11 protein-coding genes and 1 pseudogene are annotated in these 14,795 nt (G+C 56.2%); 4 read left to right on the top strand and 8 right to left on the bottom strand.

Going from position 1 to position 14,795, the window contains the following annotated elements; translation table 11 throughout:
* Positions 1 to 70: 70 nt before the first annotated feature.
* From BMS17_RS10325 to BMS17_RS10310, 4 genes are all read left to right on the top strand, one after another.
* Complete coding sequence (locus tag BMS17_RS10325; RefSeq protein WP_046031954.1) at positions 71 to 1,462, top strand: DUF6002 family protein; 1,392 nt, start codon at positions 71 to 73, stop codon at positions 1,460 to 1,462.
* Between the two features lie 220 nt (positions 1,463 to 1,682).
* A complete protein-coding gene (locus tag BMS17_RS10320) occupies positions 1,683 to 2,504 on the top strand; it encodes a hypothetical protein (protein WP_256577164.1) in 822 nt (273 codons plus the stop codon).
* A complete protein-coding gene (locus BMS17_RS10315) occupies positions 2,497 to 3,729 on the top strand; it encodes an MFS transporter (protein WP_046031955.1) in 1,233 nt (410 codons plus the stop codon). The genes BMS17_RS10320 and BMS17_RS10315 overlap by 8 nt, the downstream gene beginning before the upstream one ends.
* Positions 3,730 to 3,879: 150 nt before the next feature.
* Positions 3,880 to 4,134 carry a hypothetical protein gene (locus BMS17_RS10310; protein WP_077430885.1) on the top strand — a complete coding sequence of 85 codons (255 nt, stop codon included), beginning with the start codon at positions 3,880 to 3,882 and terminating at the stop codon, positions 4,132 to 4,134.
* 131 nt (positions 4,135 to 4,265) lie between these two features.
* Here the strand turns inward: BMS17_RS10310 and BMS17_RS10305 are convergent, their stop codons facing one another.
* From BMS17_RS10305 to BMS17_RS10270, 8 genes and pseudogenes are all read right to left on the bottom strand, one after another.
* Positions 4,266 to 5,246 carry a peptide ABC transporter ATP-binding protein gene (locus BMS17_RS10305; protein WP_077430884.1) on the bottom strand — a complete coding sequence of 327 codons (981 nt, stop codon included), beginning with the start codon at positions 5,244 to 5,246 and terminating at the stop codon, positions 4,266 to 4,268.
* Entirely contained in the window at positions 5,246 to 6,214 is a 969-nt protein-coding gene (locus tag BMS17_RS10300; RefSeq protein ID WP_027924492.1) for an ABC transporter ATP-binding protein, read from the bottom strand. The genes BMS17_RS10305 and BMS17_RS10300 overlap by 1 nt, the downstream gene beginning before the upstream one ends.
* 10 nt (positions 6,215 to 6,224) lie before the next feature.
* Complete coding sequence (locus BMS17_RS10295; protein WP_371916696.1) at positions 6,225 to 7,154, bottom strand: ABC transporter permease subunit; 930 nt, start codon at positions 7,152 to 7,154, stop codon at positions 6,225 to 6,227.
* A 144-nt stretch (positions 7,155 to 7,298) separates the two neighbouring features.
* Positions 7,299 to 7,550, bottom strand: a pseudogene (locus BMS17_RS30645) (peptide ABC transporter permease); the annotation flags it as partial.
* Between the two features lie 74 nt (positions 7,551 to 7,624).
* Entirely contained in the window at positions 7,625 to 9,220 is a 1,596-nt protein-coding gene (locus BMS17_RS10285; protein ID WP_077430883.1) for an ABC transporter substrate-binding protein, read from the bottom strand.
* Positions 9,221 to 9,298: 78 nt separating this feature from the next.
* On the bottom strand, positions 9,299 to 10,711 hold the full coding sequence (locus BMS17_RS10280; protein ID WP_046026858.1) for an OprD family porin: 1,413 nt from the start codon (positions 10,709 to 10,711) through the stop codon (positions 9,299 to 9,301).
* Positions 10,712 to 10,883: 172 nt separating this feature from the next.
* Positions 10,884 to 12,485 (bottom strand): ABC transporter substrate-binding protein, encoded by a 1,602-nt coding sequence (locus BMS17_RS10275; protein WP_077430882.1) that lies wholly within the window; start codon positions 12,483 to 12,485, stop codon positions 10,884 to 10,886.
* A gap of 306 nt (positions 12,486 to 12,791) precedes the next feature.
* Positions 12,792 to 14,417, bottom strand: coding sequence for an ABC transporter substrate-binding protein (locus tag BMS17_RS10270; RefSeq protein WP_046026856.1), 1,626 nt, complete (start codon positions 14,415 to 14,417; stop codon positions 12,792 to 12,794).
* Positions 14,418 to 14,795 lie beyond the last annotated feature (378 nt).

Here is a 14,795-nt window from a genome sequence, read left to right as displayed (position 1 = left end):
CTCGTTGAGGTCTAGCGTTCGTTGGGTATTTCGCAAGTAGCGATTTTCCACGTGCAGGAGCGCAAGACAAATGGACCTGATGAAAACCGACTCAAGTGCAACGGCGACACAAGGACCTAAGCCCCCGGTTTCTGTTCTCGAGCGTTATTACGAGCTTATCGTCAAAGGTGCTTCCGATTTCGAAGTCAGCAGCAGCGACGGTTCTTTCGAGCCTTCAATGAGGTTGCCTGCACTGGACTCCCGTATGCAGGATTTTCTTTCTGTTGCCACTGCACAGTTTTTTGAGTTAGGTCACTATCGAGGTGTACCGCTACGCCTTTTCGACCTGCGGCAAAACGCAAACACGCAAACAACGAAGACCTTTGCCTCCACGCTGATCGTTGCACGTGCTATCCGGCATATTCAGGAAACTGGCGAAAGCATTTTGTTGTTTTCCCCTTCTTCCGGTAACAAGGCTATTGCATTGCGTGATGCGGTTCTACGTGCGTTGAAAGCCAAACTTATTCATCCCGAGCAATTACGTATTGTCACGCTGACACCTGCGCAAACTACCGATAAATTGCGTAGAACCGAACTCTACGATGACCCTCGGTTGCGTGCCCTGAACCCGATATTTGTCCTTGATGGCGACTCGCCGGAGGCTGTGAAGGTTATTGGTCAGCGGTTCAAAGAACTGTTCAGTCGTGAACCATTTGGTGATTCGAAGTTGTGGCATTCCCTGCGACTGGAGAATTATCGATTCTCTGACCAAGCCCGAGCTTTTTTTGATTTCGAGTATGGTGATGCTTGGGATACCGATCGAAAAACAGTGCATGTGCACGCGGTATCGAGCGCCTATGGGCTTCTGGGATATTGCTCTGGCGTAGAGGCGTTGAAACGCCTAGGAAAACAGGTTTCTACACCTTCGTTTCTTTTGGTTCAACACTTGGCTACCAGTGACATGGTTCTGCATTTGCTCGATGGAAATTTCGAGGGCACTTCTACTCCACTCTATACACAGGCAGACGACGGTCTGTGGGTGCAATCGGCGTCTGCACATTTTCCTGCTACGACTTGGAGTCCCGACGAGACTCTCGAATCCACTTTTTACACGCACTTGCCGCCTACCGCTGTGGAAATGACTGGGCATGTTCGGGCCAATGGAGGCTCTGGAATTGTCGTTTCGCTGTATGAATGTATGCAACGCTACAGTGAATGCGTTCAGATGCTCGCCAATACCTCAGTGAGGTTGCCCAGCGACCCTCGCGATCTGAAGGAGTGGTCATTGGTGATGGCGATGACCGGTTGCTTGAATGCGATTGATAGACAGCTATTGGAGGAGGTGGACGGTTGCACCATTCATGGGTCAGGCACCTATAGTCTTGGGGACTATGAGGTTGTGCCGTTTGATGGGCTTTCATTCATTGCAACTGCTGATGAGATGATTGAGACCCTTCGTAACCGAAATAATGATGAACGCTGATTTTCGGATGAGTCAGAAAACAGTCTGTCACTTTCGTATTTACAGTGGGGCCTCCCGAGCCGGAACTCTGGCTCGTCTTACGTATCTCGGGGTGAATGAGGGACTGCGGTACATCGCTCCTTTTGTAGCTCAATGCTTTTTCGAGAGTTCGTGTATAGACCAAGAAGGGACTTTGGAGTGGGAGCAACTGGATGACTTTATAAAACGAAATAAAGCCGACATGAGTTTGCTGATGACCTCATCGGATGTTATCCAGCAATACCAAAAACCAAGTGATGTTGTCGGGCTCAGTAGAATTCATCAAAAAGTTGATGTTTCTGCTGGTTGGGAGCACGTGCTGGGGCAACTATCTAATCGTGAAAGCAAACGCCGGACTCAATCGATAAAACGTGGCTTTCAGTACGATGTGTCAATTGAAGATGAGGATTTTTTCTCCTTTTACCGCACCATGCATGTTCCGACGATGAACGCGCGTTACGGTGATTTTGCGCGAAGTGTGGAAGAGCAGGACGCTTTTTTGAATTTGTTCAAACGAGGCGTTTTGTTTCGAGTCCAGATGCATGCTGAGTGGGTTGCGGGAAGTGTTTCTCAGATTGAGTGGTCTACGCGTACCTTGAATGCACGTTTGATCGGGATGAAGGGTGGGAGTGCAGTTTATCGTGCAAACGGTGCGCAGAATTTTGTTTATCACTCGATCCTTGAATGGGCCTCCAATCAATCATCCATCGACTGGGTCGATTTTCAAGGTTGTGAGCCATTTTTAAGCAAAGGAACATTCCAATACAAAAAGCGCTTTGGGGCTCAAGCTGTTGTTCCGGAAAACGGCTTCGGACAGTGGAGGATCTTGATTCGAATGCCGACGCTTTGTGCTGCGGTGCGAAAATTTCTGATTAACAACCCTCTAATAGGTCTGGATGCTGATGGCCGGCTACAGGCGCAGTATTTTTTCGATTCGGATCACGAGATTCGCTCAGACATTCCTTACGCCTCAAAAGGTATTTACAGCCAAGTGAACCGCAATCTGGACCAGTGGCATGGTTAGCCGACTTGCTCACCTTATTCGGTTGGATGGCTACTTCTGCTCTATGGCCTGGGTGCTTGCTGCGTTGATTTTCATCAGTCGGTTGAGCGCCATGGCCAAGTTGTTCATGGCGTTGTACCTGCGTCAGGCACTGGGGTTGCCGTTTGAAACAGTTGGATGGCTGTTGTCCGGTTACGGTGCAGGATTACTGATTGGGTCAATGGGCGGTGGAGTGCTGAGTGATCATTTCTCCACGGCGCGGCTTACTGCATTGTTGATGTTCGCCTCGGTGTGGATTTTGGTGCTATTGGGGCTGGTCACCGACGTGCCCTGGCTGGCTGGATTGCTGCTGTTCAGCGGTGTTCTCGATGGTGCAATTCGTACGCTTCATCAGCGTTTGATCCTGGAGTATTGCCATGTTGAGCGGCATGTTCGTGCGCAATCATTGAGTCGAGTTGCCATCAATCTGGGTATGGCTATAGCTGGGGTGGTGGGTGGCGTTCTGGCACAGGCTGATTTTCGGTGGGTGTTTTTTGTCAGCGCGGCTATGACGTTACTGGCCTTGGTCTGGTTTGTCCGGTCGACTATTCGTCGAGATGTTCTGATGTCGGATGAGTTCTATGCCGCGGCATTGGACGCCAGGTCCCCATTCCAGAACAAACCGTTCCTATGGTTACTAGCGGCTTCAGGTTTGCTCGGCCTTGCCTTCGAACCGGTCTACAGCATGTTGGGCAACTATTTGCTCGATTACTATCGACTGCGAGCTGAGGGTGTCGGATGGCAATTTGCGCTCAATGCATTGCTCGTGGTTTTGCTGCAAATTCCGTTATCCCATTGGAGTGAGTCATGGGGGGCGCGGCGGCAACTGTTGGCAGGCGCCTTTTTGCTCGCTTTCGGGCTTGGAGTTCTGCCGTTGGGGAGCGGGATGCTATTTGTCTGCCTATCGACCGTTGTCTGGACTATGGGCGAAATTCTGTTTATGCCGACCTTGAACGTCCTGGTCATGCAACGTGCGCAAGTCGGTAGAAGTGGGCTTTATTTTGGCCTTTTCTCTATGTGTTGGGGGATGAGTGCGCTTCTTTCGCCGACCCTTGGCGGCCAGCTATATGGTCACTTTGGCGGGCATAGTGTCTGGATCGCAAGTGCGGTGTTGGCGATGTGTTCTATGCCGCTCATATACCAAGCGACACGTCCCTGTATGCATCCAGTGATCAAATCCTCGCTAAAGAGCGAGACGGCCGCTTAAGGAGTTTGGAAATAACCATTATTCAAAACCATTCTGTCGATCCACGGCAATTCCACCCCTTCGCTAACGTCTTATCTGGAGAACCACGCGGATCGGAACTAGATTTCACTCAGCGCCAGATAGGCACTCTACGAAAGGATGGAATCGACTATGAACAGATTGCTACGTGTTTTATTGCTGTTGAAAGTGATGGTGATGCTGTCACTCGGCACTTCGATGGCGTGGGCCGAGTGCACGCAACATGATGAGCAGGCTTCGAGCGGGCAGGGAGGATACAGTGGCTTGATGCTCGCCAAATCCGAATCCGAGCCAGGCGATCAGGGGCAGGGTGGTGCGGATAACGACGATGACTCGACGACTGACGAGCCGGATTCCGATGATGACGAAGGCGACAGTCAGTCGTAACACCCGGAAAAAAGAAAACCCCTGCTCCCGTGCTGATGCGCAGTGGTGGGAGAAGGGGTTTCTGGTTAACGCTTCTTGATGACGTGTGCGATTCAATCGCTGTGGGAGTGAGCTGGCTCACTCCCACATTTTTATGCCGCGCCGTCGAGGAACTGCTCGGCATAGTGGCAAGCCACCTGGCGATTATCGAGAGGGCGCAGGGCTGGCTCTTCGGTGCTGCAGCGCTCGGTGGCATACGGGCAGCGCTTGTGGAAAGCGCAACCCGACGGCGGGTTCAACGGGTTGGGCAACTCGCCGACGATCTTGATTTTCGGCTTGTTCGGGTCCGGGTGAATGGTCGGTGTGGCCGACAGCAGCGCCTGGGTATACGGGTGCAGCGGACGCTCGTAGATGTCGTTCTTCGGACCCATTTCCACCGGGCGACCGAGGTACATCACCATCACGTCATCGGCCACGTGTTGCACCACCGCCAGGTTGTGCGAGATGAACACGTAGGCGGTGTTGAACTCTTGCTGCAAATCCATGAACAGGTTCAGCACCTGCGCCTGGATCGACACGTCCAATGCCGAGGTCGGCTCATCCGCCACCAGCACTTTAGGCTGCAACATCATCGCGCGGGCCAGGGCAATCCGCTGGCGCTGACCGCCGGAGAACATGTGCGGATAACGCTGGTAGTGCTCGGGACGCAAGCCCACCTGCTTCATCATCGCCTGGACTTTCTCGCGACGTTCGGACGCACTCAGGTTGGTGTTGATCAGCAGCGGTTCACCGAGCTGATCACCGACTTTTTGCCGAGGGTTGAGCGACGCGTACGGGCTCTGGAACACCATCTGCACGTCTTTGCGCAGTTGCTTGCGCTGGGCCTTGTCGGCRCCGGTGACTTCCTGGCCGGCGATTTTCAAGGAGCCGGAGGACGGCTCTTCGATCAGGGTCAACGCCCGGGCCAGGGTGGATTTGCCGCASCCYGATTCACCRACGACRGCAAGGGTTTTGCCGGCATGCAGTTCAAACGACACGCCGTTGAGGGCGCGCACGGTCGCATGGCCCTTGAACAGGCCGCGGGACACTTCGTAGTGACGGGTCAGGTCGCGGGCGGTAAGTACGACGGCCATTACGCCACCTCCTGGTTCAGCGGGTAGAAGCAGCGGGCGAGGCTGTGGCTTTTCGGGTCCAGGGCCGGGCGCGTGGCGCGGCAGCTGTCTTGCACATACGGGCAACGCGGCGACAGCAGGCAGCCTTGCGGACGGTCGTAGCGACCGGGAACGATGCCCGGCAGGGTCGACAGGCGTGTGGCACCGAGGCTGTGTTCCGGAATCGCCTTGAGCAGCGCTTCGCTGTAAGGGTGCGCCGGAATGTCGAACAGCTGGGGCACCTGACCGACTTCAACCGCTTGRCCGGCGTACATCACGCACACGCGCTGGGCGGTTTCGGCCACGACCGCGAGGTCGTGGGTGATCAGCACCAGGCCCATGTTCTGCTCTTTCTGCAACGCCAGCAGCAGGTCCATGATCTGCGCYTGAATCGTYACGTCCAGYGCGGTGGTCGGTTCGTCGGCGATCAGCARTTTCGGYTCGCCGGCAATCGCCATGGCGATYGCCACACGCTGGCTCATACCGCCGGACAGTTGGTGCGGGTAGGCGTCCATACGGCTGGCGGCGCCGGGGATTTCCACTTTTTCCAGCARCTCGATGGCACGCTTGCGSGCTTGCTTGCCGGACATTTTCAGGTGCAGGCGCAGCACTTCYTCRATCTGGAAACCGACGGTGTAGCTCGGGTTCAGCGCGGTCATCGGGTCCTGGAAGACCATGGCCAGGTCTTTGCCGACGATTTGYCGACGCTGACGGTTGCTGAGCTTGAGCATGTTCTTGCCGTCGAAGTTCAGGGCGTCGGCAGTGACGATCCCCGGGTGTTCGATCAGGCCCATCAGCGCCATCATGGTCACGGAYTTACCCGAACCCGACTCGCCAACGATGGCCAGGACTTCGCCCTTCTCCACGGTAATGTCGAGCCCGTCGACCACCGGAACGGCGTTTTTGTCGCCAAAGCGAACGTTGAGATTCTTGATTTCTAACAGTGACATTTGAATCTCCTCAGGCGGCGTTCTTGAGTTTCGGGTCCAGCGCATCGCGCAGGCCGTCGCCCATCAAGTTGATTGCCAGCACGCTGAGCAAAATGGTCAAACCCGGCAGGCTGACCACCCACCAGGCGCGTTCGATGTAGTCGCGAGCCGAAGCCAGCATGGTGCCCCACTCAGGGGTTGGCGGTTGTACGCCAAGGCCGAGGAAGCCCAGTGCCGCGGCATCGAGAATCGCCGAAGAGAAGCTCAAGGTCGCCTGAACGATCAGCGGTGCCATGCAGTTCGGCAGCACGGTGATGAACATCAGGCGCGGCAACGTGGCACCGGCCAGGCGGGCGGCGGTCACGTAATCGCGGTTCAGTTCGCCCATCACCGCCGCGCGGGTCAGTCGAACATAGGACGGCAGGGACACCACGGCGATGGCGATCACGGTGTTGATCAGGCCAGGGCCGAGGATGGCGACAATCGCCACGGCCAGCAGCAGCGACGGCAGCGCCAGCATGATGTCCATCAGACGCATGATGGTCGGGCCCAGAAGGCGCGGGAAGAAACCGGCGAACAGACCCAGCAGGATCCCCGGAATCAACGACATCACCACCGACGACAAGCCGATCATCAGCGACAGSCGCGAGCCCGTGATCAGGCGCGACAGCAGGTCRCGACCCAGTTCATCGGTGCCGAGCAGGAACTGGATCTGCCCACCTTCCAGCCAGGCTGGCGGGGTCAGCAGGAAATCGCGGTATTGCTCGCTCGGGTTATGCGGGGCAACCCATGGCGCGAAGATCGCGCAGAAAATCACCAGCAACATGAACATCAGGCCGGCAACGGCGCCTTTGTTTTTGGAGAACGCTTGCCAGAATTCTTTGTACGGGGACGGGTAAAGCAGGCTTTGATCGACTGCTRCCGCTTGATTTTGAGTTGAAGCTGGAGTGGTCATGGTCATGATCTCAGCGCTGGTGACGGATGCGTGGGTTGGCAAAGCCGTAGAGGATGTCCACTACGAAGTTGACCACAATCACCAGGCAGGCGATTAGCAGGATGCCGTTTTGCACAACGGGATAGTCCCGGGCGCCAATGGCTTCGATCAGGTACGCAGCGATTCGCCGAGGTCGCCGTGGGCCAGTTTGCCGATGTAGTCCAGGTACTGGGCATACAGCGGCTTGTTCAGACCAAGGCGTTCCATTGCCTGTGCGTGCATTTCGGGGTCGACGCGACGTTCGCCCATCATGACTTCCACCGGGTCGCCTGGAATCATGCGAATCAGCGCGAAAGTCAGCAAGGTGATGCCGAAAAACGTAGGGATCAATAACCCCAATCGGCGGGCAATAAAACTAAACATCTTGTGGTGTACCTCATCAGCCGGTTAGGCGTGCCTGGTGTCCCTGGAGTCAGGGACACCGGGAGTTTTCTTATTTACTTCACCTGGGTGGTGGCGAAGTTATTCGTGGTAAGCGGGCTAATGTGATAGCCCTCTACGTTGTTGCGCATTGCAGTAAACATACGGGTGTGCGCCATGCTGATCCATGGCTGGTCCTGATTGAAAACCTCCTGGGCTTGCTCGTAGAGCGCTGCACGTTCCGTCGGGTTCACTTTAGCTCGGGCTTCGTCGATCAGCGTCTGGAATTTCTCGTTGCACCAGCGCGCGTAGTTTTCGCCGTTCTTGGCTGCTTCGCAACTCAGCATAGGCGTCAGGAAGTTATCCGGGTCGCCGTTATCGCCCGCCCATCCGGCGGAAACCATGTCGTGCTCGCCGTTTTTCGCACGTTTGAGCATTTCGCCCCATTCCATGACGCGAATGTCGATCTTGATGCCGACCTTGGCCAGGTCAGCCTGCATCATCTGCGCGCCCAGCATCGGGTTCGGGTTGGTCGGCCCGCCGCCGTTACGGGTGAACAGTGTAAACGTTGTGCCTTCCGGTACGCCTGCTTCCTTGAGCAAGGCGCGGGCCTTGTCCAAGTCACGCGGCGGGTTGGTCAGCTTGTGGTTGTAGCCCAGCAGGGTGTCCGGGTACGGGTTGACCGCCACAGTCGCGTTGCCTTTGCCGAACAGCGCGTTGACATAGGCCGCCTTGTCGAACGCGATGTCGATGGCTTTACGCACGCGCACATCACTCATGTACTTGTGCGAGGTGTTCATCGCGATGTAGGAAACGGTCATCGCGTTCAGCTCATCAACCTTGAGGTTGGTGTCTTTCTTGATGCTCGGGATGTCATCCGGTTTCGGATACAGCGCGATCTGGCACTCGTTGGCCTTGAGTTTTTGCAGGCGCACGTTGTTGTCGGTCGCAATCGCCAGAATCAACGCGTCTGCCGGTGGCTTGCCACGGAAGTACTCCGGGTTAGCCTTGAAGCGAACTTGCGCGTCCTTGTTATAGCGCTGGAACACGAACGGGCCGGTGCCGACCGGTTTGTTGTTCAGGTCGCCGGCCTTGTTGGCCTTGAGCAACTGGTCAGCGTACTCGGCGGAGTAGATCGAGGAGAAGGCCATGGCAATGTCAGCCAGGAATGGCGCTTCGCGACGGGTCAGGGTGAACTTGACCGTGTTGTCGTCGACTTTTTCTACGCTTTTGAGCAGTTCTTTAAAGCCCATGCTTTCAAAGTACGGGAAGCCCACGCTCGACAGTTTGTGCCATGGGTGGTTTGGGTCCAGTTGACGCTGGAAGCTCCAGACTACGTCGTCGGCGTTCATGTCGCGGGTCGGCTTGAAGTAATCGGTGGTGTGAAACTTGACGCCTTTGCGCAGGTGGAACGTGTAGCTCAGACCGTCTTCACTGATGTCCCAGGAGTCGGCCAGCGCCGGAATCACCTCGGTGGTGCCGGGCTTGAAGTCCGCCAGGCGATTGAAGATGGTTTCGGCCACTGCATCGGCGGTGACTGCAGTTGTGTACTGGACCATATCGAAGCCTTCCGGACTGGCTTCGGTGCAGACCACCAGGGGTTTGGCCGAGACACCAACAGCGACACTCAGCAACGCGGCAGCGATGGCCGCACGTAGGGGAAGCATTTTCATCAAGAACCCTCTGCAATCGGTTAAAGGACAAAACCCCAACGGCCGATTCGTCACTGAATCAGCCGGTGGGCAGGTGCATTACAGAATATTGAACGGAATAGTGGTCACGAGACGGAACTCGTTGATGCTGCCATCACCCTGGTTTTCACTGGCGCGGTGAGCGGTGTAGGTCGCGCGAACAGTGGTGGCCTTGAGCGGGCCGCTTTGAATGGCGTAGGTAGAACCGATGCCGTATTCGTAGTGGGTTTCGCCGTCCATGTTCTTCACGTCGTAGGCAGTACCGGTGTAGTGAGTACCGTCGATGCCCCAGCCGCGAGCTTGGTAGATGTTGAACTTCAGGCCTGGCACGCCGTATTCGGCCATGTTCAGACCGTAGGCAACCTGGAAGGATTTCTCGTTCGGGCCGTTGAAGTCCGACAACAGAGAGTTGGCCAGGTAGATGCCGTTGGTTTCGTGCAGGTAGTCGAAGTACTCGTTACCGTTAATTTCCTGGTACGAGAAGGTCAGGGTGTGAGCCTGGTGAGTCAGGCCGAACGACAGGGAGCCGGCCTGGTTGTCGATTTCGCCCAGCAGCTTTTTACCTTCATCGACGGTCTTGTAGTAGTTCAGGCCGGTGGTCAGGCTCAGTACCGAGCTGTCACCCAATACGTGGCTGGCGCCGAAGTAGTACTGGTTCCACAAGTCTTCAGCCTGGGTGCCCCAGAAGCTGGTGGTCAGGCTGGCGAATGGCTGGTAGGTGATACCGCCGGTGTTCACGTGGTCGGCTTCGGCGCTGCTGGTACCGTATTCGGAACGGAACTTGCGCAGGCTCTCTTCGGTACGCGGTGAGTTGCGGTCGAAGGTGCCCAGGTCGAAAGCCAGGTTGTTCAGCTCTTCGCTGTGGACTGCGACGCCCTGGAAGCTCGAAGGCAGCGCACGGTTACCGATCACATCAACCTGCGGGCTGCTGAAGTTCATGCGGCCGGCAGTCAGCGTGGTGTTGGAGACGCGCGCCTTGACGTTGGCCAGGCCCAGTTTGCTCCACTGGCCTTGAGCGTCGCCGCCTTCCTTGGTCAGGGTACGGTTGTTGCCAGCGCCTGGACGAGAAGTCGGTGCGCCACCGTTGTTGGAGGCCAGGTTCTCACGGTCGCGTTCAAGCGCGACAGCGTTGTAGGCCGCCACTTCAGTGCTGAAACCCACGGTCCCTTCAGTGAAGCCGGAGTTGTACTTGATGATGGTGCCTTGAACCCAGTTGATACGACGATCTGTCGGGGTGGCTACACCGTCTTTGCGGTAGGTGAACTTGCCGCCGCGGTGCAGTTGTTCGTTGGCGTACCAGTTGCGCGTGGTGCCGCTGATGGATTGGCCTTCGACAAAGCCGGTTGCGTCGGCTTGTGCGCTTTTGGTGTTGACCGTCACCGGGGTGAATTCCTGGCTCTGGGTTTCTGCGTAAGCCGTGGCGGTTACGCTGCTGATGGCCAAGGCCAATAACGCGGTGCTGCTCAGTTTCATGGGTGAAGCTCCTTACTTTCTTTTTTTATACCGGTCTTTTTTTTTGTGATCCGGCTATTTGGTTTAGAACTCATATAAGGCATCGCAAACGTTTGCTGTAGGCCGAATCGGCGAATTACGGCAATACGTTTGCATGAGGGCGCACTGCGCCCCCAGCGTTCTGGCTAATCGGTTATTGGTCGATACTGACGCCCGAGAACACGTTGCGGCCGAAGGGGCTGACTTTGAACCCTTCGACTTTGGCGCTTAACGGCTGGTTAACCGTCGAGTGGGCGACTGGCGTGATCGGCACCTGCTGTTTGAGGTACTGCTGCGCCTGTTTGTAGAGCACGGTGCGCTGGTCACGGTCGGTGACGACCTTGGCCTGCTTGATCAGCTTGTCGTAAGCCGGATCACACCACATGGAGTAGTTGTTGCCACCAATGGCGTCGCAGCTGTAAAGCGTGCCGAGCCAGTTGTCCGGGTCTCCATTGTCCCCGGTCCAGCCGATGAGGCTGATGTCGTGCTCGCCATTCTTGGTGCGCTTGATGTACTCGCCCCATTCATAGCTGACAATCTTCACGTTGAGACCGATTTTCGCCCAGTCAGCCTGGAGCATTTCGGCCATCAACTTGGCGTTCGGGTTGTAAGGGCGCTGAACGGGCATCGCCCACAGAGTGATTTCGGTGCCTTCTTTCACACCGGCAGCCTTGAGCAGTTCCTTGGCTTTTTCCGGGTTATAGGCGGCGTCCTTGATCGTCTCGTCGTAGGACCATTGCGTTGGTGGCATGGCGTTGACGGCCAGTTGACCGGCACCCTGATAGACGGCCTTGAGAATGCTTTGTTTGTTCACCGCCATGTCGAGCGCCTGGCGCACTTCGAGCTGGTCGAAAGGCTTGTGCCGAACGTTGTAGGCGATGTAGCCGAGGTTGAAGCCAGGCTTCTCGATCAGCTTGAGTTTTGTGTCGCTCTTCAGTGCCTCCACATCGGCAGGGCGCGGGTGCAGGGTGATCTGGCACTCGTTGGCCTTGAGTTTCTGCACGCGTACCGAGGCGTCGGTATTGATGGCGAAAATCAGGTTGTCGAGCTTGACCCGGCTGGGGTCCCAGTACTGCTTGTTGCCGGTGTAACGGATGTTGGAGTCTTTCTGATAGCTCTTGAATACGAACGGGCCAGTGCCAATCGGCTTCTGGTTGATATCGCTCGGCTTGCCTTCGGCCAGCAGTTTGTCGGCGTACTCGGCGGACAGGATGGCGGCGAAACTCATGGCGATGTTCTGGATGAACGCGGCGTCGACGCTGTTGAGCGTCATGACCACGGTCAAGGGCCCGGTCTTTTCGACCTTGGCGATGTTCTTGTTCAGGCTCATCCCGTTGAAATACGGGAACTCGGTCGGATAAGCCTTACGGAATGGTTGTTGTGGGTCGAGCATGCGATTAAACGTGAACAGCACGTCATCGGCGTTGAAATCACGGGTCGGCGTGAAGTATTGGGTGCCATGAAACTTCACCCCTTCGCGCAGGTGAAACGTGTACTTAAGGCCGTCCTCGGAAATATCCCAGCTCGTGGCCAGGCCCGGTACGACGTTGGTCGCGCCTTTTTCAAACTCTGCCAGTCGGTTGTACAGCGGCTCGGCGGCGTCGTTATCGGTCGCAGTGGTGTACTGCGCCGTGTCGAAACCGGCGGGGCTGCCTTCGGAGCAGAACACCAGGCTGTTATTGGCGGCCTGGCTCATGGAAGTGGCGGCCAACAGGCCGGTGCCCAGTAATGCGGATAAAACCAAGGTATGGCGCATGACGCTCCCTCTTGTATTGACGAGTGTTTTGACAATGAGCCGCCGTCCCGTCCTGGGACGTGGAGGATCACTGATTTCAAACCCTGCGGGCGGCAATAACCGAGAACCCACACATAAGCTGGTCAGAACCCGACGGTAGGGGCCGTGGGTCTGGCAGTAAATGCGTAGAGTCCTAAAGACTCGTAGGAAATGGCAACGCGTCCGACACCACCGCAGTAGTACGCGGCGGAATTGGATGTAAGAGTTTTCCTACTTTCTCGGCAGATAAAACAACGGCGACGTCAGAAACGTCGCCGTTGCAACACCTTATTTGCTGACGCTGACGCCGTAGAAGGAGTTCAAGCCAAACGGGCTGATCTTGAAATCCTGCACTTCGTTGCGCATAGGTTGGAACACCGTCGAGTGAGCGATAGGTGTCATTGGAACGGCGTCTTTGAGGACGTGTTGCGCTTGTTTGTACAGTTCGGTGCGCTTGGCCTGATCGGTCGTGCGCTTGGCTTCTTTTACGATGCCGTCGAACTTCTTGTCGCACCATTTGGAGAAGTTGTTGCCTTCCAGCGAATCGCAGCCGAACAGCACGTTCAGCCAGTTGTCCGGATCACCATTGTCACCGCTCCAGCCAATCAGCATTGCCTGGTTCTCGCCACCTTTGGAGCGCTTGATGTACTCGCCCCACTCGTAGCTCTGGATCTTGACCTTGAGGCCGATCTTGGACCAGTCGGACTGCAGCATTTCTGCCATCAGCTTGGCGTTCGGGTTGTATGGACGCTGTACCGGCATCGCCCACAGGACGATTTCGGTGCCTTCCTTCACGCCGGCTTCCTTGAGCAGCTCTTTGGCTTTCTCAGGATCGTACTTGGCATCTTTGATGGTGGTGTCGTAGGACCACTGGGTCGGTGGCATGGCGTTGACGGCCAGTTGGCCGGCGCCCTGGTAAACGGAGTCGATGATCTGTTGCTTGTTGACTGCCATGTCCAGTGCCTGGCGCACTTTCAGTTCAGCCAGCGGGTTGGCGTCGGTTTGACCCTTGACCTTAGGCATCACGTTGTAGGCGATGTAGCCCAGGTTGAAACCGGCCTGATCAGGCACTTTCAGGGACTTGTCTTCTTTCAGCGCCTTCAGGTCGGCCGGACGTGGGAACAGAGTGATCTGGCACTCGCCCTTCTTCAGCTTCTGGATACGCACCGACGGGTCAGTGGTGATGGCGAAGATCAGGTTATCGATCTTCACGTCGTCCGGCTTCCAGTAGTCCTTGTTCCCGGTGTAGCGGATGTTGGAGTCTTTCTGGTAGCTCTTGAACACGAACGGACCAGTGCCGACCGGCTTCTGGTTGATGTCGGCGGCTTTGCCTTCTTTCAGCAGCTGGGCTGCGTACTCGGCGGACTGGAGCGAGGCGAAGCTCATGGCCATGTTCTGGATGAACGCGGCATCAACTTCCTTGAGGGTGAACTTGACGGTTTTGTCGTCGACTTTATCGATCTTGGTGATGTTGGTGTCCATCCCCATGTCGGTGAAGTACGGGAATTCGGTCGGGTACGCCTTACGGAACGGATCATCCTTGTTAATCATGCGATTAAAGGTGAACAGCACGTCGTCGGCGTTGAAATCACGAGTCGGCTTGAAGTACGGGGTGGTGTGGAACTTGACGCCGTCGCGCAGGTGGAAGGTGTACGTCAGGCCGTCCGGGGAAATATCCCAGCTGGTCGCCAGACCAGGAATGACAGCGGTGCCGCCACGTTCGAACTGGGTGAGGCGGTTGAACATGGTTTCTGCAGAGGCGTCGAAGTCGGTCCCGGTGGTGTATTGACCTGGGTCGAAACCGGCCGGGCTCCCTTCGGAGCAGAACACCAGGTTAGTCGCGGCTTGGGCGAAGGGTGCGGCAGCTAGCATGCTGGCGCCGACTAAAAACGGAATGACCGCGTGTTTAAGCATGGTGGCCTCATGATTGTGGCTTTTTTGGAATTATAGGACGACCTCGTGAGTCGACCCTGCGGATACTTATGCAGGGGCCATACCCAATGCAAGATCCTGATCGAGCATAGGCGTTAAACAGTGGCACGTACGTACCTTAATGTCGCATTTGTATAAATTCAGGTGCATTTGACCGTTTGCGGGTGATTTTTTCGGTGCAACCGGCGCACCGGGGCGGGGCGATCCAGGTGATTTGCGCACCCCGTTGGGGCGTGGTGTTACTTATTTATACCCACACGGTGGGGGCAGAATTCCCTAGATGGCTGATTTTCGGGGTGGGGGTTTTCTTACGTCGGGGGCGGGATGGTGTTGAGTGCTTGGTGAGGTGTTAGGTATTTG

Origin of the sequence: Pseudomonas sp. C9 (genome assembly GCF_002000165.1) — a bacterium.
Classification (GTDB): domain Bacteria; phylum Pseudomonadota; class Gammaproteobacteria; order Pseudomonadales; family Pseudomonadaceae; genus Aquipseudomonas.
Note: the sequence above shows the minus strand (reverse complement) of the source record. Positions and strands in the feature narration are given on the sequence as shown.

What these genes read in the sequence shown, in the direction of transcription:
- BMS17_RS10325 (WP_046031954.1), top strand. Translation starts at nt 71, where the DNA reads ATGGACCTGATGAAAACCGACTCAAGTGCAACGGCGACACAAGGACCT.
- BMS17_RS10320 (WP_256577164.1), top strand. Translation starts at nt 1,683, where the DNA reads ATGAGTTTGCTGATGACCTCATCGGATGTTATCCAGCAATACCAAAAA.
- BMS17_RS10315 (WP_046031955.1), top strand. Translation starts at nt 2,497, where the DNA reads ATGGTTAGCCGACTTGCTCACCTTATTCGGTTGGATGGCTACTTCTGC.
- BMS17_RS10310 (WP_077430885.1), top strand. Translation starts at nt 3,880, where the DNA reads ATGAACAGATTGCTACGTGTTTTATTGCTGTTGAAAGTGATGGTGATG.
- BMS17_RS10285 (WP_077430883.1), bottom strand. Translation starts at nt 9,220, where the DNA reads ATGAAAATGCTTCCCCTACGTGCGGCCATCGCTGCCGCGTTGCTGAGT.
- BMS17_RS10280 (WP_046026858.1), bottom strand. Translation starts at nt 10,711, where the DNA reads ATGAAACTGAGCAGCACCGCGTTATTGGCCTTGGCCATCAGCAGCGTA.
- BMS17_RS10275 (WP_077430882.1), bottom strand. Translation starts at nt 12,485, where the DNA reads ATGCGCCATACCTTGGTTTTATCCGCATTACTGGGCACCGGCCTGTTG.
- BMS17_RS10270 (WP_046026856.1), bottom strand. Translation starts at nt 14,417, where the DNA reads ATGCTTAAACACGCGGTCATTCCGTTTTTAGTCGGCGCCAGCATGCTA.